The organism is Salipiger marinus, from assembly GCF_900100085.1.
GTDB lineage: Bacteria > Pseudomonadota > Alphaproteobacteria > Rhodobacterales > Rhodobacteraceae > Salipiger > Salipiger marinus.
This window is the reverse complement of record NZ_FNEJ01000001.1, coordinates 234,804-255,912: the sequence shown is the minus strand read 5'-3', so window position 1 is coordinate 255,912 and position 21,109 is coordinate 234,804. Positions and strand designations below refer to the sequence as shown.

The 21,109-nt window shown below is 68.5% G+C and carries 19 protein-coding genes and 1 tRNA gene; 11 read left to right on the top strand and 9 right to left on the bottom strand.

Going from position 1 to position 21,109, the window contains the following annotated elements; all coding sequences use genetic code 11:
* The first annotated feature begins 10 nt into the window (after positions 1-10).
* The 6 genes from leuB to arsJ all read left to right on the top strand — a co-directional run bounded on the left by leuB (position 11) and on the right by arsJ (position 5,623).
* Positions 11-1,114 (top strand): 3-isopropylmalate dehydrogenase, encoded by a 1,104-nt coding sequence (gene leuB / locus BLR51_RS01335; protein ID WP_089842570.1) that lies wholly within the window; start codon positions 11-13, stop codon positions 1,112-1,114.
* A 133-nt stretch (positions 1,115-1,247) separates the two neighbouring features.
* Positions 1,248-2,231, top strand: a complete 984-nt coding sequence (locus tag BLR51_RS01330; protein ID WP_089842567.1) for a DMT family transporter — start codon at positions 1,248-1,250, stop codon at positions 2,229-2,231.
* A gap of 26 nt (positions 2,232-2,257) precedes the next feature.
* Positions 2,258-2,334 (top strand) — tRNA-Pro (locus tag BLR51_RS01325).
* A 170-nt stretch (positions 2,335-2,504) separates the two neighbouring features.
* On the top strand, positions 2,505-3,353 hold the full coding sequence (locus BLR51_RS01320; protein ID WP_089842564.1) for an arsenate reductase/protein-tyrosine-phosphatase family protein: 849 nt from the start codon (positions 2,505-2,507) through the stop codon (positions 3,351-3,353).
* A gap of 3 nt (positions 3,354-3,356) precedes the next feature.
* Positions 3,357-4,367, top strand: coding sequence for an ArsJ-associated glyceraldehyde-3-phosphate dehydrogenase (locus BLR51_RS01315; RefSeq protein WP_089842559.1), 1,011 nt, complete (start codon positions 3,357-3,359; stop codon positions 4,365-4,367).
* Positions 4,364-5,623, top strand: coding sequence for an organoarsenical effux MFS transporter ArsJ (gene arsJ / locus BLR51_RS01310; RefSeq protein WP_165616710.1), 1,260 nt, complete (start codon positions 4,364-4,366; stop codon positions 5,621-5,623). The genes BLR51_RS01315 and arsJ overlap by 4 nt, the downstream gene beginning before the upstream one ends.
* A gap of 2 nt (positions 5,624-5,625) precedes the next feature.
* Here arsJ and BLR51_RS01305 read toward each other — a convergent pair whose 3' ends face one another.
* Positions 5,626-7,083, bottom strand: a complete 1,458-nt coding sequence (locus BLR51_RS01305) for a S8 family serine peptidase (RefSeq protein WP_242656611.1) — start codon at positions 7,081-7,083, stop codon at positions 5,626-5,628.
* Positions 7,084-7,175: 92 nt separating this feature from the next.
* Here BLR51_RS01305 and BLR51_RS01300 point away from each other — a divergent pair, with 92 nt between their 5' ends.
* Both BLR51_RS01300 and BLR51_RS01295 read left to right on the top strand, forming a co-directional pair.
* A complete protein-coding gene (locus tag BLR51_RS01300) occupies positions 7,176-7,682 on the top strand; it encodes an RNA polymerase sigma factor (RefSeq protein WP_089842552.1) in 507 nt (168 codons plus the stop codon).
* Positions 7,683-7,708: 26 nt separating this feature from the next.
* The gene (locus BLR51_RS01295; protein WP_089842549.1) at positions 7,709-8,479 is read left to right on the top strand and encodes an anti-sigma factor family protein; all 771 of its coding nucleotides are present in this window, start codon (positions 7,709-7,711) and stop codon (positions 8,477-8,479) included.
* A 138-nt stretch (positions 8,480-8,617) separates the two neighbouring features.
* Here BLR51_RS01295 and BLR51_RS01290 read toward each other — a convergent pair whose 3' ends face one another.
* The 4 genes from BLR51_RS01290 to BLR51_RS01275 all read right to left on the bottom strand — a co-directional run bounded on the left by BLR51_RS01290 (position 8,618) and on the right by BLR51_RS01275 (position 10,894).
* A complete protein-coding gene (locus tag BLR51_RS01290; RefSeq protein ID WP_089842546.1) occupies positions 8,618-9,403 on the bottom strand; it encodes a calcium-binding protein in 786 nt (261 codons plus the stop codon).
* 216 nt (positions 9,404-9,619) lie between these two features.
* Entirely contained in the window at positions 9,620-10,084 is a 465-nt protein-coding gene (locus tag BLR51_RS27985; protein ID WP_207543533.1) for a hypothetical protein, read from the bottom strand.
* 43 nt (positions 10,085-10,127) lie between these two features.
* On the bottom strand, positions 10,128-10,421 hold the full coding sequence (locus BLR51_RS01280) for a hypothetical protein (RefSeq protein WP_089842543.1): 294 nt from the start codon (positions 10,419-10,421) through the stop codon (positions 10,128-10,130).
* A gap of 68 nt (positions 10,422-10,489) precedes the next feature.
* A complete protein-coding gene (locus tag BLR51_RS01275) occupies positions 10,490-10,894 on the bottom strand; it encodes a thiol-disulfide oxidoreductase DCC family protein (RefSeq protein WP_089842540.1) in 405 nt (134 codons plus the stop codon).
* 88 nt (positions 10,895-10,982) lie between these two features.
* Between BLR51_RS01275 and BLR51_RS01270 the strand changes: the two genes are divergently transcribed.
* Positions 10,983-12,410 (top strand): HTTM domain-containing protein, encoded by a 1,428-nt coding sequence (locus tag BLR51_RS01270; RefSeq protein WP_089842537.1) that lies wholly within the window; start codon positions 10,983-10,985, stop codon positions 12,408-12,410.
* Here BLR51_RS01270 and BLR51_RS01265 read toward each other — a convergent pair.
* The 4 genes from BLR51_RS01265 to BLR51_RS01250 are packed head-to-tail and all read right to left on the bottom strand — an operon-like array spanning position 12,407 to position 18,602.
* Positions 12,407-15,922 carry an error-prone DNA polymerase gene (locus BLR51_RS01265; RefSeq protein WP_089842534.1) on the bottom strand — a complete coding sequence of 1,172 codons (3,516 nt, stop codon included), beginning with the start codon at positions 15,920-15,922 and terminating at the stop codon, positions 12,407-12,409. The genes BLR51_RS01270 and BLR51_RS01265 overlap by 4 nt on opposite strands.
* Positions 15,919-17,403: a Y-family DNA polymerase gene (locus tag BLR51_RS01260; protein ID WP_089842530.1), complete on the bottom strand. Its 1,485-nt coding sequence runs from the start codon at positions 17,401-17,403 to the stop codon at positions 15,919-15,921. Before BLR51_RS01260 ends, BLR51_RS01265 begins: the two co-directional genes overlap by 4 nt.
* Positions 17,357-17,932, bottom strand: coding sequence for an ImuA family protein (locus tag BLR51_RS01255; RefSeq protein ID WP_230794730.1), 576 nt, complete (start codon positions 17,930-17,932; stop codon positions 17,357-17,359). The genes BLR51_RS01260 and BLR51_RS01255 overlap by 47 nt, the downstream gene beginning before the upstream one ends.
* On the bottom strand, positions 17,916-18,602 hold the full coding sequence (locus BLR51_RS01250) for an SOS response-associated peptidase (RefSeq protein ID WP_089842527.1): 687 nt from the start codon (positions 18,600-18,602) through the stop codon (positions 17,916-17,918). Before BLR51_RS01250 ends, BLR51_RS01255 begins: the two co-directional genes overlap by 17 nt.
* A gap of 246 nt (positions 18,603-18,848) precedes the next feature.
* Here BLR51_RS01250 and BLR51_RS01245 point away from each other — a divergent pair, with 246 nt between their 5' ends.
* Together BLR51_RS01245 and BLR51_RS01240 are read left to right on the top strand one after the other, a co-directional pair.
* Positions 18,849-20,345: a CHAD domain-containing protein gene (locus tag BLR51_RS01245; protein WP_089842523.1), complete on the top strand. Its 1,497-nt coding sequence runs from the start codon at positions 18,849-18,851 to the stop codon at positions 20,343-20,345.
* Positions 20,342-21,085: a ParA family protein gene (locus tag BLR51_RS01240; protein ID WP_089842520.1), complete on the top strand. Its 744-nt coding sequence runs from the start codon at positions 20,342-20,344 to the stop codon at positions 21,083-21,085. Before BLR51_RS01245 ends, BLR51_RS01240 begins: the two co-directional genes overlap by 4 nt.
* Positions 21,086-21,109: the final 24 nt, after the last annotated feature.

Here is a 21,109-nt window from a genome sequence, read left to right as displayed (position 1 = left end):
GAACAGACCCATGAGCAACCCTTCGCTTCTCATCCTGCCGGGGGACGGCATCGGCCCCGAGGTGATGGCCGAGGTCCGCCGGATCATCGACTGGTATGGCGCGAAGCGCGGGCTGGTGTTCGATGTGTCCGAGGATCTGGTGGGCGGCTGCGCCTATGACGCGCATGGCACGCCGCTGCATGATGACACCATGGCCAAGGCGCAGGAGGTGGACGCGGTGCTGCTGGGCGCCGTGGGGGGGCCGAAATACGACAGCCTCGATTTCTCGCTGAAGCCGGAACGTGGCCTGCTGCGCCTGCGCAAGGAGATGGATCTTTACGCCAACCTGCGCCCGGCGCAGTGCTTTGACGCGCTGGCCGATTTCTCCTCGCTGAAGACCGATGTGGTGGCCGGGCTCGACATCATGATCGTGCGCGAACTGACCTCCGGCGTCTATTTCGGCGAACCGCGCGGCATCTTCGAAGAGGGCAACGAGCGGGTGGGCATCAATACCCAGCGCTACACCGAATCGGAAATCGACCGGGTGGCGCGGTCGGCCTTCGAACTGGCGATGCGCCGCAACCGCAAGCTCTGTTCCATGGAAAAGGCCAATGTCATGGAATCCGGCGTGCTCTGGCGCGAGGTGGTGACCGAGGTCGGCAAGGATTACCCCGAGGTCGCGCTGACCCACATGTATGCCGATGCCGGCGCCATGCAGCTGACCCGCTGGCCCAAGCAGTTCGACGTGATCGTGACCGACAACCTGTTCGGCGACCTGCTGTCGGATCTGGCGGCGATGCTGACCGGCAGCCTTGGCATGCTGCCCTCCGCCTCGCTGGGCGCGCCGATGGCGAATGGCCGTCCCAAGGCGCTTTACGAGCCGGTGCATGGCTCCGCCCCTGACATCGCCGGGCAGGGCAAGGCCAATCCGATCGCCTGTATCCTCAGCTTCGCCATGGCGCTGCGATACAGCTTCGATCAGGGCGCCGAGGCCGACCGGCTGGAAAAGGCCGTGGAGCGGGTGCTGGCTGACGGTCTGCGCACCGCCGATCTGCTGGGGCAGGAGGGCGTGGCGCCCGTCACCACCGCCGAAATGGGCAGCGCGATCCTCGCCGCGCTGGATGCCAGCCTCTGAGGCAGGCGCCTCGTGACAGGGCGGGGGCGGCGTAACGCCGCCTCCGCAGGCAGGACGCGGGCCCTCCGGCATTGAAACCGCAGGTTTTGAGGCTAACCCTTGCCCGGAACTCGGGCAGAACAGGCGGAATGACATGGGACCGAATGCCAAGGGCGCGCTGCTGGCGCTGCTGACCTTCGGGGTTTACTCGACACATGATGTGATCGTGAAATTCCTCGGCGCCGATTACAGCCCGTTCCAGATCGTGTTCTTTTCCGTGCTGCTGAGCTTTCCGCTGGTCAGCCTGATGCTGATTCGCGACACGACCCCCGGCCATCTGCGCCCGATCCATCCATGGTGGACCGCGCTGCGCACGCTGTCGGCGGTGATCACCGGGGTGGCGGCGTTCTACGCCTTTTCGGTGCTGCCGCTCGCTGAAACCTACGCCATCATCTTTGCGCAGCCGCTGCTGATCACCGTGCTGGCGATTCCCATTCTTGGCGAACAGGTGCGGCTGCGGCGCTGGATCGCGGTGCTGGTGGGTCTGGCCGGGGTCATGGTGGTGCTGCGCCCGGGCAGCACCGATCTGACGCTGGGCCATGCGGCGGCGCTGGTGGCGGCGGTCTGCGGCAGCTTCGCCTCCATCGTGGTGCGCAAGATCGGGCAGGACGAGCGGTCGGTGGTGCTGCTGCTTTACCCGATGATGGCGAACTTCCTGATCATGGCCTGCGCCATGCCCTTTGTTTACACGCCCATGCCGGTGGAGCATCTGGGCGCCGTCGGGCTGATGGCGGTGCTGGCCTCGCTGGGCGGGCTGCTGCTGATCTCGGCCTATCGCGCGGGCGAGGCGGTGATCGTGGCGCCGATGCAATATTCGCAGCTGCTGTGGGCGGTGCTGTATGGCGCGCTGTTCTTTGACGAATATCCCGACACGGTGACCCTGCTGGGCGCCGCGCTGATCATCGGCAGCGGTCTTTACATCGTGCTGCGCGAGGGCCGCGCGGGCACGTCGGAGAACACGCCGGTGCTGCGCACCCGCGCCCGGATCGAATTCGGCACCTCGCTGCGGGTCGGTCCGCTGCTGCGCGCGCTGCGCCGCCGTGACAAGGTGATGAAAGAGGCCTTGCCAAAGCGCTGAGCCTGCGGTAGTTCGCGCGGCACGGTCGGAGTGTAGCGCAGCCTGGTAGCGCACCTGCTTCGGGAGCAGGGGGTCGGAGGTTCGAATCCTCTCACTCCGACCAATTTGCGCAGCAGCTCCCGAACGCTGCGCCTTCCCCCTCAGAAGAAAAATCGCCCAAGCCCGCGCGTTCCATGCCGCTGGCTTTTTGCCGTTTGCCTTGCTTCTGTCACCGCAGGCGGGGCTGTGCCGGTTTTTCTGGCATTGCGTTTATATTTCCTGTATTCCGGAAATATGGAACAGAATCGCGCCGCTCATGCCTTTGCCACCCTCGGCCATCCCGGCCGTCTTGCTGTCTTTCGCCTGCTGATGCGGTTTACCCCGCGTGGCGTGCGCCCGACAGAGATTGCCGGGGCGCTGGGGCTGAAGCCCAACACGCTGTCGCACCATCTGTCGGACCTGACCGCGTCGGGGCTGGTGCAGGTGGACCGGCAGGGGCGGTCGCTGTTCTATTCCGTCGATCTGGACACCACCGAGGGGCTGATCGGCTACCTCGCGCTGGATGTGGGCCGCGCCCGTCCCGATCTGCTGTCTGCGTTTCTGTCGCATCAAAAGGACGATCCCGTCATGCGCACCACCGGTTTTAATGTGCTGTTCATCTGTTCCGGAAACTCTGCCCGTTCGATCTTTGCCGAGGCGCTGCTGCGCGATCTGGGCAAGGGACGGTTTGCCGCGCATTCGGCGGGCACCCGTCCGGGCACGCAGCTCAACCCCTTTGCGCTGGAGGTGCTGGCGCGCAACGGCCATGACACGCAGACGCTGCGGTCCAAGCATCTGTCGGAATTCCAGACCCCCGACGCGCCGAAGATGGATTTTGTCTTTACCGTCTGCGACACCGCCGCCGCCGAGGAATGCCCGCCATGGCCGGGCCAGCCCATCACCGGCCACTGGGGTCTGCCCGACCCGGTGAAGGCGCAGGGCACCGATGCCGAAAAGGCGCTGGTCTTTGCCCAGACCTATGGCGCGCTGCACCGCCGGATCGCGGCCTTTGTGGAACTGCCTTTCTCCACGCTGGACCGGATGGCGCTGCAGGCCCGCGTTGACCATATCGACACCGACGCGCAAAGCGCAGAGAAGGCCTGACTCATGCCCCGTATTGCCCTGAACGGCCTTGGCCGGATTGGAAAGCTGGTCCTGCGGGATCTGATCGACACCGGCGCGGGCGGCGACATCGTCCTGCTGAACGATCCCGTGGGGGATGCCGACCAGCACGCGCTGCTGATGGAATTCGACAGCGTGCATGGCCGCTGGCCGACGCCGGTCCGGGCCGAGGAGGGGGCGCTGGTGCTGGACGGCACCTCCATCCGGCTGAGCCACGAAAAGACGATCGAGGCGCTGCCGCTGGCAGAGCTGGGCGTGGATCTGGTGATCGATGCCACCGGCGTGTTCAAGACCACCGCCAAGACCGCGCCCTATTTTGCCGCCGGTGTCAAAAAGGTGGTGGTCAGCGCCCCGATCAAGGAAGAGGGCGCGCTGAACCTCGTCTATGGCATCAACCACGATCTTTACGATCCCGCGCAGCATGATCTGGTCACCGCCGCCAGCTGCACCACCAACTGTCTGGCGCCGGTGGTCAAGGTGATCCACGAGAACCTTGGCATCCGCCACGGCTCCATCACCACGATCCATGACGTGACCAACACCCAGACCATCGTGGACCGCCCGGCCAAGGACATGCGCCGCGCGCGGTCGGCCCTGACCAACCTCATCCCCACCACGACGGGCAGCGCCACCGCGATCACGCTGATCTATCCCGAACTGACCGGGCTGCTGAACGGCCATGCGGTGCGGGTGCCGCTGCTGAACGCCTCGCTGACCGACTGCGTGTTCGAGGTGGCCCGGCCCACCACGGTCGAAGAGATCAACGGGCTGTTTCAGGCCGCAGCCGAGGGTCCGCTGAAGGGCATTCTGGGCTTCGAGGCGCGGCCTCTGGTGTCCTGCGATTACGTCAACGACCCGCGCTCGGCCATCATCGACGGCCCCTCCACCATGGTGGTGGGCGGCACGCAGGTGAAGATCTATGCGTGGTATGACAACGAATGGGGCTATGCCTGCCGGCTGGCCGACATCGCGCGGCTGGTGGCGGCGTCGCTATGAGCCTGTCTGCCGCCCCCGCCAATCCGCTGCGCGCCTATGCCGCCGTCACCGCCGCCTACTGGGCGTTCATGCTGTCGGATGGCGCGCTGCGCATGCTGGTGCTGCTGCATTTCAACGTGCTGGGCTTCAGCCCGGTGCAGCTGGCATGGCTGTTCCTGCTCTATGAGGTGGCGGGGATCGTCACCAATCTGGCCGCAGGCTGGCTCGCGGCGCGCTTCGGTCTGGCGGCGACGCTGTATGCCGGGCTGGCGCTGCAGATCGGCGCGCTGGCCGCGCTGGCGCAGCTCGATCCGGGCTGGAGCGTGGCTGCCTCGGTCGTGTTCGTGATGGCGGTGCAGGGCGTGTCCGGCGTGGCCAAGGATCTGTCCAAGATGTCGTCCAAATCGGCGGTCAAGCTGCTGGCCCCTGCCGAGGATGGCGGGCTGTTCCGCTGGGTCGCGGCGCTGACCGGGTCGAAAAACGCGGTCAAGGGGCTGGGCTTCTTTCTGGGCGCGGCCCTGCTGGGCTGGGCCGGGTTTCAGACGGCGATCTGGTCCATGGCGGCGGTGCTGGCGGCGATCCTGCTGGCGGTGGTGCTGTTCCTGCCCGCAGGCCTGCCGGGCCGGATGAAAAGCGCCGAAGGCTGGTCGGGCTGGCGGTCGCGCGACCTGCGGGTGAACCGGCTGTCTCTGGCGCGGATGTTCCTGTTCGGCGCGCGGGACGTGTGGTTCGTGGTGGGGATCCCGGTCTATTTCCACTCCGTGCTGTCGGACGGCACCCCGGACGGGCGGCGCGAGGCGTTCTTTCTGGTGGGCGGGTTCATGGCGCTGTGGATCATCGCTTATGGCGCGGTGCAGGCCTTTGCCCCGCGTCTGCTCGGCGGACGGGCCCAGCCCGAGGCGCAGATCACCCGCAAGGCGATCCTGTGGTCCGGGCTGCTGGTGCCCATTCCCTTTGCGCTGTCGCTGGCCGCGCTGCTGTCGGACGGTCCCGCGCTCTGGCTGACCATCGTGCTGGTGGCGGGGCTGCTGCTCTTCGGCTTTGTCTTCGCGGTCAATTCCTCGGTGCATTCCTATCTGATCCTTGCCTTCGGATCGGCAGAGCGCATCACCCGCGACGTGGGCTTCTACTACATGGCCAATGCGGCGGGGCGGCTGATCGGCACGCTGCTGTCGGGGGTCAGCTATCAGCTGGGCGGGCTGTCGCTGTGTCTTGCCACCGCCGGGATCATGGCGGCGGCAAGCTGGCTGGCGGCGCGGCGGCTGGCGGCGGACTAGCCTCAGAGCGGGCTGTCGCAGAGCTCGTCAATGTTCAGAAGCCCCGCGCCATAGACCGGATCGCGCCCCGGATCTCCCAGATCCCGGGCGCGCTCCACCAGAGCCTGAGCGATTTCGGCGGCGGTCAGCTCGGGCCGGGATTCGCGCAGCATCGCGGCGGCGGCGGTGACAAAGGGCACGGCAAAAGAGGTGCCGGTCTTCCACCGCGCGCCAGAGATCGAGGCGGCGGTCCACACGTTCACCCCCGGTGCGGCCAGATCCACCGCCTCGCCCCGCTGCGCGCGGCGGAAGACGGTGCCGCGCCGGTCCACGGCGGTGACGGCGATCACCGGCGCAAGGGCGGCGGGATGCGCGGGCTCGGCGCGGGGCCCGTCATTGCCCACGGCGGCCACCACCACGATGTTCTGCTCCATCACCATGCGGTCCACCATCGCGGCCAGCGCGGTGTTGGCTGGCCCGGCAAGGCTGAGATTGACCACCTGCGCGCCACCCTGCGCCAGCAGGTCAAGCCCTTGGATCAGCGAAAAGGAATCCGACCGTTCGTCGCCGCCCTGCCGGTGGAACGTGTCCACCGCCACCAGCCGCGCCCCCGGCACCAGCCCGGGCGACCGGGTCGACGGATCACCCACCAGCAGCGCCGCCACCGCCGTGCCATGCACCGCCTTGGACGGATCGGCCCTGTCGCGGTTCAGCCGCGTCACCTCCAGCCGGGCCCCGGCGAAGGTCTCGTGATCCTCGTTGATGTCGGTGTCGATCATGCCCAGCGTCACGCTGCTGCCGCAGGTGCCCAGCCGGGAGCTGGGCGCGGGCCATGCGATCATCTGGCGCGCGGGACAGTCGGCGCCCTTGCAGCTGCCGTCAAAGGCCTGTTCGCTGCGGTAATAATGGTTGAAATCCGCGTCCTGACCGCTTGGCAGGGTGCGCACGGCGGCGCGCGCCTCGGTCAGGGTCAGGCCCGCCGGAATCGCCAGCCGCCGCGAGGTCAGGCCAAGCGTGGTGATCTGCGCCTCTTCGGTGACGGTGAAGCCCTGCGCCAGCAGCGCGGCCAGATCGGTTTCGTCCAGCGCCAGCGTCACGATTTCGGACGGGGCGAAGTCGGGCGCGGGCGGACGGGGCGCCTGCACCGGCGCGGCCCGGCGGGGCGCGGGGGCGGCGGGTGCCGCGCGGCGCAGGCCGGGCAGCCGGATCACGCGGCGGGGCCGGGCGGCGCCCCGGTCATCGTCATCGTCGTTGCGGGCGCTGCTGCCTCTGCTGCTGCCGCCATCGTCGTCATCGTTGCCGCTGCTGCCGCCGCCGCCATCGTCATCATCGTTGCCACCGCCGCCGCCGCCATCATCGCCGCCGCCGTCATCGTCATCAGCCAGCGCCATCCCGCCCGGCAGGCCGGGCGCCAGCACCAGCTGCGGCAGGCCGGAGACCAGACCCAGCACAAGGAGAAAAAGCAGGCAAAAACGAGGCATGGTTAACATTCTCCACTGGTTGCGGCGTCAGGAATGACTACGTATCCGCTTTGCGATTATTCCACCCGCGCCATAAAAAAATCGAGAGGGACATGACCGAGCCGTTCGAGACTGCCTTGATTGCAGCCCTCCCCAAACTGCGGCGTTACGCGCTGTCGCTCTGCCGTCGCGGTGATGTGGCCGATGATCTGGTGCAGATCACGGTGGAACGCGCGGTGACCGCAAAGGCGCGGTTTGACCCCGAAACCAGCCTTGAGGCGTGGCTGTTCCGCATCCTGCGCAATGCGTGGATCGACCAGACCCGGCGCACCGCCACGCGCGGCACCGAAGTCGATGTGGTGGACATGCCGGAAGCGGCGGTTTTCGATGGCGGGCGCGCCACCGAGGCGGCGATCCTGCTGCGCCAGACCGAGGCGGCGCTGGCCACGCTGCCCCCCGAGCAGCAGGAGGTTGTGCGCCTCGTCTGTTTCGAGGATCTGAGCTATGCCGAGGCGGCAGAGGTTCTGGGCATCCCCAAGGGCACGGTGATGAGCCGTCTGGCGCGGGGCCGGGTGGCTTTGGCGGAAAAGCTTGGAATAAATCGGGTGGGTGATGCGTAATCTTCCGGACCCGAAGGAGATGCAGGATGCAGGAGCATAATTATCCGGACGAGACGCTGATGGCCTATGCCGACGGCGAACTGGACGATGCCACCGCCGCCGAACTGGATCAGGCGCTGGCGCGTGATCCGGAACTGCTGCGGCGGCTGGCGCTGTTCACCGGCACGCGCGACGTGCTGGCAGAGGCTGCCGCCGCGCGTCCGCTGGACCCGGTGCCCGATGCGCTGATGGCGCGGGTGCGCGCCACGCTGGAGGCGGGGGCCGCCGCGCCCGAAACCGTGCCCGAGCAGGCGCCAGAGGAAAAGGTGGTGCCGTTCCGGGGCCGCGACACGTCCGCACCGCGCTGGCAGCCGATGGCGCTGGCGGCGAGCCTTGCGCTGGCCGTGGGGCTGGGCGCGGGATTTGGCGCCGCGCGGCTGGCCGCGCCGGATGCCGCGGCGCCGCTTGGCTTTGCGGCTCTGGCTGTGCCGGGCGTGACCGAGGCGCTGAGCAGCCTGCCCTCGGGCGAGGGCCGCGCGCTGGATCAGGGCGAGATCGCGGTGCTGGCCTCGTTCCGCGACGCGCAGGACCGGCTCTGCCGCGAATTCGAGGTGGAGGGCAGCCTTGGCAGCGTGGTGTCGGTGGCCTGTTTCGAGGCGGGCGGCTGGCGCACGACGCTGGCCCTTGCCGCAGCCCCGGAGGAGGGCGGCTATGCCCCCGCCTCGTCGATGGAGACGCTGGAATCCTATCTCTCCGCCGTGGGCGCCGGGCCGGTGCTGACCCCCGAAGAAGAGGCGCAGGCGCTGCAGTCTCTCTGACCGCCGTCCTAAGCAGCAGAAAACCCCCGCCATGGCGGGGGTTTTTTTATGGCCGGCGCCGGGTCGCAGATCGGGGCGGGCACAAAAAAGCCCGCCGCGGACCAGCCGCGGCGGGGGATCATCTTCTGCCTGCCTCACTCAGAAGATGAAATCGTCGGAGTCGAGCTGCGACAGCCGGGTGTCTTCAAGCCGCAGTTCGTGGGCGCCGAAGCGCAGCAGCAGATCCGATCCCTGCTGGACCGCTGCGGCCTGCACATCGCCGAAGCTGTCGGCAAAGGCGCGCAGGTCGATGTCGTCATCGCCGCTTTCGAAATCGCGGATCACGTCGCGGCCCGCGTTGAACACGAAACGGTCGGCGCCTTCGCCCCCGGTCATGATGTCATTGCCCGCGCCGCCATGCAGCACGTCATTGCCTTCGCCGCCCGACATCATGTCGTTGCCGGTGCCGCCCAGAAGGGTGTCATTGCCCTCGTCGGCGATCATGCGGTCGCTGCCCGACCCGCCATCCATGTGGTCGTCACCCGCGCCGCCGAACATGCGGTCGGCGCCCGCGCCGCCCACCATCTTGTCATTGCCTTCGCGGCCATACATGCGGTCGTTGCCGTCGCCGCCATTCAGCCGGTCATTGCCTTCGCCCGCGTCCATCAGGTCATGGCCCGCGCCGCCGACCAGCAGGTCGTCGCCGCTTTCATCGGTCAGCGTGTCGTCGCCCGCGCCGCCGTCCAGCGTGTCCTCGCCCTTGCCACCGAGGATGACGTCATTGCCATCTTCGCCATAGAGCCGGTCCTCGTCGTCATTGCCTTCGATCCGGTCATTGCCTGCGCGGCCATAGATGGTGTCTGCGCCGTCAAGGCCAAGGATCACGTCCGAAAGGCCGGTGCCGAACAGGCGGTTGGCGGAGTCGTTTCCAGTAATACGTGCCATTTTGAAGTCCTTCCGTTGTCACTCATCAAAGGGTTGGTGTGCTGAAGGGCCGGTGCGTCCTGGCCTTCATATGGATTACGTTGGCGGCGCGGGCTTATTCCTCGGAGCGCGAATTTTTCTGAAAATTCTATCGACCGGGGCGAGCGTGATCCGGGGGGCCCGAAACGCAACCGGCCCGCGCGAGGGCGGGCCGGTCCGGGTCTGTGTCAGGTCGCGTCAGTCGTCGTCATCATCGCCGCCACGGCCACCGTCGTCATCGCCGCCGCGCCCGCCGTCATCATCATCGCCGCCACGGCCACCGTCATCGCCGCCCCGGCCGCCATCATCGTCATCGTCGTTGCCGTCGCGTCCGCTGTCGTCGTCGTCATCGTCGCGGCCCCAGCCGCCGCCGCGCCGGTCGTCGTCATCGTCGCGGTCCGCACGACCGCCCCAGCCGCCCCGGCTGTCGTCGTCATCGTCCCGCGACGCGGCGGAGCGGATGTCGCGGGCCGACAGGGGTGAGCCGTCGCCCCGGCTCCAGACTTCGTCGGCGCCGCGGCTGCCGAAGGTGTTTTCAAGCTCGCGATAGGACAGCAGGCCGTCGCGGTTGCGGTCGATTTCCGAAAACCGGACAGGCTGGGCCAGCGCCGTGGTGGATCCAAGGATCAGGGCCAGCGTGGCAAGGGTGAAGCTGCGGGTCATGGTGTATCCTTTCTGAAGGGCAATGTGGGGGAGGGAAGGGGGATCAGTCGTCGTCGTCGTCGTGACGGCGGCGGGGGCTGTCATCGGACCGGCGGTGCCAGTGCGCGCGGCCCTGATGCGGGGCGGCCCGGCGCCAGTGGCCGCGGTCGTCGTCATCATCGTCGCGGCGCAGCTGCGAGCTGGTCCGGATCAGGGCGCGCAGATCATGGGGCAGATACAGCCCGGCACGGCGGCCACCATCGTCATCATCGTCGGCCCGGGCCATGCCGGGGGCGGCGAAGGCGCCAAGCGCCACGCTGGCGGCCAGCGCCAGCAGAAGGGGTCTTGTCGGGGTCAAGGGGGTCTCCTTTCCGGGATGCGGGCCGGTGCGGCCCTTGTTCCCAGACAACGGCGCTGCCCCGCCCCCTATTCCCGCCGCTGCGAATTTTTCTCGGCGGCAATGGGGCGGCGCCCGGCCAGCCGCAGCCACAGCCGCCGCCCGCGCACCAGCCACGGATAGATCCGGCGGGCCGCGCGCGGGTTGCGGAACAGCCGCCGCTGCAGGCGGTTGAGCCCGCCACCCTGCCCGGACAGCAGCGCCAGAAGATGCACCGCCTCGGCGCCGACATGGCGGCGGCCCTGCCAGAGCACCGCCATGCCCTCGTTCAGATCCACGCGCTCGGCCAGCAGCGTGGCGACGCGCGCATCGTCGGAGCGGGCATTCACCAGCTCGACCGCGCCCACCGTTTCGCGCAGGCGGACAAGGGTGACATAGGCAGTGCAGAACGGACAGTCGCCGTCATAGATGATCACAAGCGGCTTTTCCGGCATCGTAACTTGCTCCAGTCTGACTCTGTCGGGAATACGCCCGGCACCCGCCCGTTATTCCCTCATGGACAAGACATAGCGGGAGAGACCGATGACCCCATCCATTCCAAGCCTCACCTCCATGGCACAGGCGCTTGCCCGTCCCGTGCCCGTGCTGTCGCTGGCCGTCTTCCGCATCGCGCTGGGGGCGCTTCTGGTGGTGGATTGCTGGCGCTTCCTTTGGCATGACCGCATCTGGCGCTACTGGGTGGCGCCGGATCTGCATTTTACATGGCCGGGTTTCGGCTGGGTGCAGCCGCTGCCGGACCCGTGGATTCATGTGGCGTGGCTGGGCATGGGGCTGGCCGCGCTGCTGGTCATGCTGGGCCTGTTCTACCGCGTCGCCATCGTGGCGCTGACGGTGCTGTTTGCCTATTTCTTCCTGCTCGACAAGGCGGAATACCTCAACCATTTCTACCTTGTCCTGCTGTTCCTGCTGCTGATGTGCGTGCTGCCCGCGCATCGCGCGCTGTCGCTGGATGCCGCGTGGTTTCCCGGCGTGGCGGCAGATCATGTGCCCTATGCGGCGGTCTTCGTGCTGCGCGCGCAGATGGAGATCATGCTGATCTTCGCGGGGCTGGTGAAGCTGACGCCGGACTGGCTGGCGGGCGAGCCGCTGGGGCTGTGGCTGCGCGCGCAGTCGGGCGCGTTTCCCTTTGGCGCGCTGTTCGAACAGGACTGGGTGATCCTGACCGGGGCATGGGCCACCGTCGCGCTGCATCTGCTGGGGGCGCCGCTGCTGATGTGGCGGCGCACGCGGCTGCCGGTCTTTGGCATCTATGTGCTGTTCCACAGCGCCAATGCGGTGTTTTTCAACATCGGGATCTTCCCGTGGATGACCATCGCCGCCAGCACGATCTTTTTCGCCCCCGACTGGCCGCGGCAGCTGCTGCGCTGGCTGCATGCGCGGGTCGAGCCGCTGCCCGCGCTGCCCGATCCCGTGGCACCTCCGGCGCGGGCGCTGCCGGGGCTGGCGCTGGCCGGGCTTGCGCTGTGGCTGGCGGTGCAGGTGGCGCTGCCGCTGCGCGCGGGCGCCTTCCCGACCGAGGTGCGCTGGACCGGCGACGGGCACCGGCTGTCATGGCGGATGCGCATCTATGACCGGCAGGCGACGGGCCTGTTCCGCGTCCGCTCCGGCGATCAGGAATGGCTGGTCGATCCCGAGGATTATCTGACGCCCCGGCAGACATCGAAGATGCTGGTGCGCAGCGACATGGTCCACCAGTTCGCCGGGCATCTGGAGGGCATCTGGCAGGAGGCGGGGCATGGCGATGTTGCGGTCCATGCCGAGATCTACAAGTCGCTGAACGGGCGCCCGGCGCAGCTGTTCATCGACCCGCAGACCGACCTGACCGCCGTGCGCCTGAACTACCTGCGCGCCGATGCGTGGGTGCTGCCGCTGCAGGAACCGGTCTGGGGCGTGGCGCAGAACCGTGCCGCCGCCGGGCGGCAGGCAGCGGCAGAGGCCGCCGGGGGCTAGTGGAAATCCCGGCTTGGGAACAGCACCTTGGCCTGATCGCGCGGATGCCGGGCCGAGGCGCGCAGGCTGCCCCCGGCAGGGCGGCGGGTTTCATCCGCCCGCCCGTCATTCGGCGCGATCAGCAGCGGGCGGCCCAGCGTGGCCAGATGCGGCGACAGATCCTCGATCCGCTCCGCGATCAGGTGAACCACCCGGCCTTCGCGTTCGATCCGCCCGCTGACCCGCAGCAGCCGCCCCGCGATCACCGCCTTGCGGAAGGTTTCGTAGATGCGCGACCAGACCACCACATTGGCGGTGCCGGTCTCGTCCTCCAGCGTCAGAAAGATCACCCCCGAGGCGGTGCCGGGCCGCTGCCGGGTGATGACCAGCCCCGCCACGGTGACGCGGCCCGTGGCGCTGGCCAGCCGGTCATGCGGGGTGGTGCCGGGCAGGCGCGGGCGCAGCATCTCCATCGGATGGGCGCGCAGCGACAGGCGCAGCGACAGGTAATCCTCCACCACCTCCTGTCCCAGTGTCATCTGCGGCAGCATCACCTCGGGTTCGCGCAGGCCTTCGCCGGTCTCTCCGAACAGCGGCAGCGGCGCAGGGGCGCGCAGCGCGCGCGCGGCCCAGAGCGCATCGCGCCGGGTCAGTCCCAGCGGGGCAAAGGCATCCGATTCCGCCAGCCGGTCCAGCGCCAGCGGCGGCACCCCGGCGCGGCGCCACAGGCTTTCCACATCGGGATAACCGTTGCCCCGCGCCGCCACGATCCAGCGCGCGTCCTCCTCGCGCAGGCCCTTGATCTGGCGCAGACCCAGCCGCAGCGCCAGCGCGCCATCCGCGCGCGGCTCCAGCGTGCAGTCCCAGTGCGAATGGTTGACCGAGACAGGCCGCACCTCCACCCCGTGATCGCGGGCGTCGCGCACCAGCTGCGCCGGGGCGTAGAACCCCATGGGCTGGCTGTTCAGCAGCGCGCAGGTAAAGACCTCCTGATGATGGCATTTCAGCCATGCCGAGATATAGACCAGCCGGGCAAAGCTGGCGGCGTGGCTTTCGGGAAAGCCGTAGCTGCCGAAGCCTTCGATCTGCGCGAAGCAGCGTTCGGCAAAATCCGCCGCATGGCCGCGCGCCAGCATCCCGGACACGAAGCGGTCGCGGAAGCTGCCGATGGTGCCCATGCGCTTGAAGGTGGCAAGGCTGCGGCGCAGCCGGTCGGCCTCGGCGGGGGTAAAACCCGCCGCGACCACGGCAATCTGCATCGCCTGTTCCTGAAACAGCGGCACGCCATAGGTGCGGCCCAGCACCTCCATCAGGGCGGGGCCCAGATCCTCCACCGGCTCGCGGCCCTGACGGCGGTTGATGAACGGATGCACCATGCCGCCCTGAATGGGGCCAGGGCGCACGATGGCCACCTCGCAGACCAGATCGTAGAAATCCCGGGGCTGCATCCGGGGCAGGAAATTCAGCTGTGCCCGGCTTTCCACCTGAAACACCCCGATGGCATCGGCGCGGCACAGCATGTCATAAACCTGCTCGTCATGGGGCGGCACATTGGCCAGCGTGTAGGTCTTGCGCCGGTGTTCGGCCAGCAGGGCAAAGCTTTTGCGGATCGCGGTCAGCATCCCCAGCGCCAGAATGTCGACCTTCATCAGCCCCAGCGCGTCGATGTCATCCTTGTCCCATTCGATGATGGTGCGGTCGTCCATCGCGGCATTCTCGATCGGGCACAGATCGTCCAGACGGCCCTCCGTGATGACAAACCCGCCGACATGCTGGCTCAGATGGCGGGGAAAGCCGATGATCTGCGCGATGATCTGCGCCGCCAGCCGCACCCGGCGGTCAGCGGGATCAAGCCCCGCCTCGCGCAGCCGGTCCGGTCCCGGCGCGCTGGAGGACCAGCCCCAGATCTGGCCCGACAGCCGCGCCAGCACATCCTGACTGAGCCCCATGACCTTGCCCACCTCGCGGATGGCGGCGCGGGACCGGAAATGGATCACCGTGGCGGTCAGCCCGGCCCGGTCGCGCCCGTAACGGTCATAGATCCACTGGATCACCTCCTCGCGGCGTTCATGTTCGAAATCCACGTCGATGTCGGGTGGCTCGCCCCGGTCCTTGCTGATGAACCGCTCAAAGATCAGCGTGATGGATTCGGGCGGCACCTCGGTGACGCCCAGCAGGTAGCAGACCACGGAATTGGCAGCGGAGCCGCGCCCCTGACACAGGATGCCGCGCGAGCGGGCAAAGGCCACGATGTCATGCACGGTCAGGAAATAGGGCGCATAGCCCACCTCCGCGATCAGGCGCAGTTCCTTTTCGGCGCGGCTGACGATCTTGGGCGGCGGGCCTCCGGGATAGCGCCAGCCCAGCCCCTCGCGGGTCAGCCGCTCCAGCCGGTCCTGCGCCGCCTCGCCGTTGCGGGTTTCGGCGGGATATTGATAGCGCAGCTGGTCAAGGCGGAAGGCGCAGGCATTGGCGATGTCCAGCGTGCGGCGCAGCGCGGCGGGATAGCGGTGAAAGAGCCGCGCCATGTCCGTCCCGGATTTGAGGCGGCGTTCGCCATTGGCCAGCCGCCGGGTGCCGATGCCGTCGATGGTGCAGCCGGTGCGCAGGCAGGTCAGCACATCCGCCAGAGGCCGCCGGGCCGCGCGGTGCATCAGCACCTCGCCCACCGCCACCATGGGCAGGCCGGTGCCCTGCGACAGCGCCGCCAGCCGGTCCAGCCGTTCCTGATCCTGCCCGTCATAGACCGGCGCCGCGCCCAGATGGCACTGCCCGGCGAAGGCCCGCGCGATCTGGCGCAGATCGGCCTCGGTCCGGCGGGCGGGGGCCTCTGTCTTCTGCGGGTCGGGATCCAGCGGATCGGGCGGCAGGGCGATCAGGATCATGCCCTGACCCCAGTCCAGCAGATCGGCGCGGGTCAGGTGACAGTCGCCTTTCGGGGCGCGGCGCTTGCCCAGCGTCAGCAGCCGGGTCAGCCGCGACCACGCGGCAAGATCGGTGGGCAGGGCCAGCCAGTGCACCGCGCTGTCGGTCAGCACCAGCCGTGCGCCGGGGATGAGCCGGGGCAGGGGCCGGTCGAGCGGCAGCGCCGGGGCGCCTTCCTCTCCGCTTTCGCCCATGCACCGGGTCTGGCGGCTGGAAGGGTCGGTCACCCGGTGCGACCGGATCCCGGATCCGTCCATGGCGGCGGCGTGATCGGTCCGCGCCTGATCCTGCAGCCGGGTCAGTTCCTTCAGCGCCGAAAAGGCGCGCACCACGCCCGCCACCGAATTGCGGTCGGTGATGGCCAGCGCGGCAAGACCCAGTTCGGCGGCGCGGATCACCAGTTCCTCGGGATGGGAGGCGCCGGTGAGGAAGGTGAAGTTGCTGGTCACGCAAAGTTCGGCATAGGAATCGGCAGGGGACAGGGCGCTGTCCGCCTCGGTCCCGGGGGGGCGAGGGCTGAACGACGCAGTGACGCCCGCCGCCCCGGGCGGAGAGCTGTCACCCCCCTCCGCCGGGAGGTCCGGGCCGGGTCGTGCGGGGCGGGTCATGCAAATTCCCCCTGCGCGAACCAGCCCTCCGACGGCCATCTGGCGGCCTGCGGGGTATGGAACAGCCACAGACGGGGGCCTTCGCGGGTGTCGATCCGCCAGTAGTCGCGCAGGCCGGACCGCCATGCCGGATCGTCGAACCACCATTCCGGGGCGATCCGTTCCGGCCCGGTGGCGCGCAGCGTGGTCAGGCTCATGCGCCGCCAGCGGAAGCGCGCGGGAGGATGGCCCGAGGTCTGGCTGAGCGGCTCTGGCGGAAACAGCGTGGCCGGGCGGGGCGGGCGGCGCAGCGGCGGATGGGGGGCAGGCGTGCTCCATGCGGCGGCGGCGGTCAGGAAGCTGCGTTCGGGGATGCGGCTTTCGGCGGGCAGCAGACGCAGCACATGGTCAAAGCCCAGCCGGTTGCCCAGCCGGGAGAGCAGATCGGCCAGATCATCCTGCGGGCGGCTGGCGCGGGCGCCGATCTGTTCGGGCAGCAGCGGTTCGATCAGCGTCGCCTCCAGCCGCATCCCGTCGATGCCAAAGCCCGCATCCACCGTCTCCACCTGCTTGCGGAACAGCGGGGCGATGCGGTCGGGATCGCGCATGGCGCGGGCCAGCCCGATTTCCAGCGCGGTGGTGGCGCGGTCGACGCGCCGCAGTTCCAGCCGCAGGCGCCGCGCGCCGCAGCGGGCCTGCGCCAGCCGGTCGCAGAGCCGGGCCAGCAGCCGGTCAAGTGCGGCCATGACATCGGCGCTTAGCCCGATGGGATCGGGCAGGGTCAGCCGCACGCCGAAATGCGGCGGCTCCGGCGGGGCGCCGACCGGTTCGGGCAGGGTGCCCAGCATCTGGTCGAGGCGCTGCAGCGGTCCCGGCCCGAACCGCCGCACCAGCGGCGCGCGCGGTAGCGGGATCAGATCCGCGATGCGGTGCAGGCCCATGCGCGCCAGCGTTTCGGCGGTGTCATGGTCAAGCCGCAGCGCGGTGACGGGCAGCGGGCCCAGCCGGTCGGCCAGAAGCCCCTCGGGGACGATGCCGCCGCCATGCCGGGACAGCGCATGCGCCCCGCCCCGGGTGCAGGCGATGGCGCTCTGTGCGGTGATCCCGGCCCGGTCAAGCCGCGCCTGCAGATCCTCGCGCAGCTCGGCCTCGCCCCCGAACAGATGCGCGGCCCCGGTGATGTCGGCCACCAGCCCGTCCGCCCCGTCCACCGCCACCTGCGGCGCATAACGTCCGGCCCAGCGGCGCAGGCTTTCCAGCCCCGCCGCGTCCTGCGCCAGATCGGCGGGCCGCGTGCTCAGATCCGGACAGATGGCGCGGGCATCGGCCAGCGCCATGCCCCGGTGCAGGCCGCGCGCCTCGGTCTCGGCGGTCAGGCAGTGCAGGTGATCGGCGCTGCCCGCGCGCAGCGTCAGCGCAAAGGGCCCCGCACAGGGGCGGCGGCGCAGGCTGATGTCACTGGACAGCCTCGGAAACCATATGACAAGTTGTCGACGTCCCATCCCAGTGCACAGTCCAAAGTCCAGTAGTTCCCTTTTTGTTCTTTATAAGGCGCCATTGGTGCCCTGTCGAGTCCCAAGGCGCGGAAATTGGATCACAGGCCCATCGGGTTTCGGCGGCGGTGCTGCCCTGACCTTCGCGGATCAGCATCAGCCCGGGGGTGCGCCCGGCTTCGGCAGCCAGCTGCAGGCGGCGTCCGGCGGTCAGCGACAGCGGCTTTTCGGGTTCGGCCAGCACCAGCCCCAGCGGCCCGGCGCGCAGGCATTCCTCCACCGACCAGAGCAGATCGGTTTCCGACCGGGCCTCGATCAGCAGCAGGCGGTCGGCCACGCCCTGCGGCAGACCGGCGGGCAGCGGGCGCTGGTGCTGGTGCGCGGGCAGCACCCAGACCAGCGGGCCGGGATGGCGCGCGGCCTGAAACAGCGCAAAGGCGCGGCGGCCCGGGCCTGCAGCCTCGTGCACGCGGGTGGACGCAAGGGCAAAGGGATCGCGCGGGGTGTCGGCGGAGCGGCGGTCAGGCTGGATCTTCACGCATGCCCTCCTGCACCAGCGTCAGGGTTCCGTCCGGCAGCGGCTGCTGCAGGCGCAGCGCCTGTTCTGCCGGGGCGGTCAGCCAAAGGCGGCACTGCTCGGGCCGGGTCAGGATCACCGGCATCGCCTTGGGATGCACCGCGCCCACCTCGGCATTGGGCGGGCAGGTAAGAAAGGCGAACAGATCCGCCGTCACCTCGCCCTCCTTCAGCTTGCGCACCGAGGTCCATTCGGTGCGGATCCCGGCAAAAAAGGCCAGCGGGCGGTCAGGGCCAAGCGCGAACCACACCGGATGGTTGCGCGGCGCGCCGGGGCGCTGGTCCAGTTCGGAAAAGCTGGTGAAGGGCACAAGGCAGCGGTGCTCCACCCCCAGCCAGCGCCGCCAGTGCGGCGAGGCGACGTTGCGGATGTTGGTCACGCCGGGATCGGTGCGCCTGCCCTTCAGATAGGCGGGGGGCGTGGGCATGCCCCAGCGCGCGCGGCTCAGCCGCCAGCCGCTCTCCGTCCCGGGGGCGTGGCGCAGGATCGGGGCGGCGGTGTCGGGCCAGATGCCGGGCTGCGGCGGCAGGTTGCCGGTTTCGTCCAGCAGCGGATCTTCGCGGTCCAGCACGGACTCGAAAACCTGACGCATGGCGTCCTGGCTTCGGGTCTGGGAATAAAGATTGCACATGCGGCCTCCGGAGAATCAGCAGATGAGGGGGAACATTGCCAGAACTGAACCCGAAGGCAAACCCCGTCGCGGCGGCTGCCGTGGCGTCCGGCAGGGCACGAGCCTTGACGGAGATCACGGTTTCATGACACCAACGCTGTTTCGTTTCGCAGCGTGGCGCCTTTGCCTCTGCTGCGGCACCCCTGACAGAAGAGGTTGCATCGTGCCCGCCACCCCACGAGGTCTGACATGACAGGATCCGAGCGGATGACCGTTTTTGACGGAGCGGAGCTGCCCGAACGGCTGGACGGGCTGGATCTGGGCAAGGGCCGCATCCTTCTGGAGCCCGCCGCCGAGGAGATGGAATTCGATCTTCTCGACACCTTCGACGGGCAGGTGGCGGCCAAGGGCGCGCTGCTGGTGGCCGCCGGAGACGCGCTGGTCCTGCTGGAGCCGCAGGGCCTGCTGCGGCAGGAACGTGCCGCCCCCGGTTTCGTGTCGGATCTGCCGCAGGGGCCGGTGACCGAACGGCTGCGCCGTCTCGTCTCGCCGCTGCGCACGCTGATGCGCGTGGCCGAAGGCCATCTGACCCGGCAGGCGGTGCGGGGCGTGGACGATCTGGACAAGACCCATCTGCGCGGCACGCTCTGGGTGTTCGCGCCGATCTGCGGCGGCACGGTCAGCCTGCTGGAGATGGCGGCGCTGCGCGGCTACGCGCCGACGCTGGCCCGGCTGGAGGCTGCGCTGGCCCCCGTGGTCGAAGACATCCACGATGCGCGCGGCGCTGCTCAGGCGCTGCGCGGCACCGGGGCCTCTGCCCCTGTCCTCATGGCGCCGGACGAAACCGCCTTTCGCGCGGCGGGCGACATCATCCGCAGCCAGCTTGCCGTGGCGCGGCAGCAGGAGCCGGGGGTGCTGGCCGATCTGGACAGCGAATTCCTGCATGATTACCGCGTGGCGCTGCGCCGGGTGCGGTCGGTCGTGTCGCTGTTCAAGGGCGTCTACAGCGCAGAGCGCACCACCGAACTCAAGGCGCGGTTCGGCGCGGTCATGGCCCATACCGGACGGCTGCGCGATCTGGATGTCTACCTGATCGAGCGCGACAAATACCTGTCGCTGGTGCCCGAGGCGATGCGCCCGGGGCTGGGCAAACTCTTTGACCGGCTGGCCGCCGAGCGTCAGGCCGAACTGAAGGTGCTGACCGCATGGATGGACAGCGACGCCTATCGCGCCGAACTTCACGGTCTGGCCCGGCTCTTTGAAAAACCGAAGCGGCTGGCCAAGGGCCCCGAGGCCGAGCGCCCCGCGCTGGACTATGCCAAGACGCTGATCTGGAAACGCTACCGCAAGGTCAACAAGATCGCCCGGGGCATCGACGACGCGACCCCCGACACCGAGGTGCACGAGCTGCGCATCGCCTGCAAGAAACTGCGCTATCTCATCGAATTCTTCACGCCGCTCTTTGACGATCCCGAAGTGCCGCGTCTGGTCAAGGCGCTGAAGCGGCTGCAGGACAATCTGGGCAATTTCAACGACTACTCCGTGCAGCAGGCGGCGCTGGGCCGGGTGGCCGAGGATCTGGCGCGCGATCCGGGCTCCGATGGCGTGGCCATCGCCACCAGCCTTGGTGCCCTTGTCACCGTGCTGCATCAGCGCCAGATGGAAGAGAGGGCCCGCATCACCAGCTCTTTCGCGGCGTTTGACGGGCCGGACACGCAGGCGGGCTTCCGCAGGATATTCAAGCCAGAGGAGGGGACGGCATGAAGATCGTTGCCAGCTATTCGAACAAGGGTGGCGTGGGCAAGACCGCGTCCTCGGTCAATCTTGCCCATGGGCTGGCGCAGTCCGGGCTGCGCGTGCTGCTGTGCGATCTGGATCCGCAGGGCGCCTCGGGGTTCTATTTCCGGGTGAAGCCGTCGAAGAAACTGACCGACGAGCGCTTCTTCACCGATGTGAAGCGGTTCACCGACTCGATCCGGGGCAGCGATTACGAAAACCTCGACATCCTGCCGTCGAACCTGACCTTCCGCGATTTCGACGTGTTCCTGTCGCGGATGAAAAACAGCCGCTCGCGGCTGCACAAGGCGCTGAAAAGCGTGGCATCCGACTATGACATCGTGCTGCTCGACTGCCCGCCGAACCTGTCGACCCTGTCGGAAAACGTCTTTGCCAGCGCCGATGCGATCCTTGTGCCGGTGATCCCCACCACGCTGTCGGAACGCAGTTTCGAGCAGCTGCTGGAGTTCTTTGCCGAAACGAAGCTGTCGAAGAAAAAGATCCTCGGCTTCTTCTCGATGGTGCAGGGCACCAAGAAGCTTCATGCCGAAACCATCGCGCGGATGCGGCAGGACTATCCCAAGCGGCTGCTGGACATCGCGGTGCCGTTTTCCACCGATGTGGAAAAGATGGGGGTGCATCGCGCACCCGTGGCCACCTTTGCCGCCAGCAGCCCCGCCGCGCGCAGCTATGACGCGCTGCGCCACGAGCTGCAGCAGCGGCTGTAAGGGATCCGGCCCCGCCAACCCGCG

Bases quoted from the DNA above. Each gene is read 5' to 3' on its own strand.
- BLR51_RS01250 (WP_089842527.1), bottom strand. From the start codon at position 18,602: ATGTGCAATCTTTATTCCCAGACCCGAAGCCAGGACGCCATGCGTCAG.
- BLR51_RS01330 (WP_089842567.1), top strand. From the start codon at position 1,248: ATGGGACCGAATGCCAAGGGCGCGCTGCTGGCGCTGCTGACCTTCGGG.
- BLR51_RS01245 (WP_089842523.1), top strand. From the start codon at position 18,849: ATGACCGTTTTTGACGGAGCGGAGCTGCCCGAACGGCTGGACGGGCTG.
- BLR51_RS01315 (WP_089842559.1), top strand. From the start codon at position 3,357: ATGCCCCGTATTGCCCTGAACGGCCTTGGCCGGATTGGAAAGCTGGTC.
- BLR51_RS01260 (WP_089842530.1), bottom strand. From the start codon at position 17,403: ATGGGACGTCGACAACTTGTCATATGGTTTCCGAGGCTGTCCAGTGAC.
- BLR51_RS01290 (WP_089842546.1), bottom strand. From the start codon at position 9,403: ATGGCACGTATTACTGGAAACGACTCCGCCAACCGCCTGTTCGGCACC.
- BLR51_RS01320 (WP_089842564.1), top strand. From the start codon at position 2,505: ATGGAACAGAATCGCGCCGCTCATGCCTTTGCCACCCTCGGCCATCCC.
- BLR51_RS01270 (WP_089842537.1), top strand. From the start codon at position 10,983: ATGACCCCATCCATTCCAAGCCTCACCTCCATGGCACAGGCGCTTGCC.
- arsJ (WP_165616710.1), top strand. From the start codon at position 4,364: ATGAGCCTGTCTGCCGCCCCCGCCAATCCGCTGCGCGCCTATGCCGCC.
- BLR51_RS01305 (WP_242656611.1), bottom strand. From the start codon at position 7,083: ATGCCTCGTTTTTGCCTGCTTTTTCTCCTTGTGCTGGGTCTGGTCTCC.
- BLR51_RS01265 (WP_089842534.1), bottom strand. From the start codon at position 15,922: ATGACCCGCCCCGCACGACCCGGCCCGGACCTCCCGGCGGAGGGGGGT.
- BLR51_RS01275 (WP_089842540.1), bottom strand. From the start codon at position 10,894: ATGCCGGAAAAGCCGCTTGTGATCATCTATGACGGCGACTGTCCGTTC.
- BLR51_RS27985 (WP_207543533.1), bottom strand. From the start codon at position 10,084: ATGACCCGCAGCTTCACCCTTGCCACGCTGGCCCTGATCCTTGGATCC.
- BLR51_RS01240 (WP_089842520.1), top strand. From the start codon at position 20,342: ATGAAGATCGTTGCCAGCTATTCGAACAAGGGTGGCGTGGGCAAGACC.
- leuB (WP_089842570.1), top strand. From the start codon at position 11: ATGAGCAACCCTTCGCTTCTCATCCTGCCGGGGGACGGCATCGGCCCC.
- BLR51_RS01295 (WP_089842549.1), top strand. From the start codon at position 7,709: ATGCAGGAGCATAATTATCCGGACGAGACGCTGATGGCCTATGCCGAC.
- BLR51_RS01300 (WP_089842552.1), top strand. From the start codon at position 7,176: ATGACCGAGCCGTTCGAGACTGCCTTGATTGCAGCCCTCCCCAAACTG.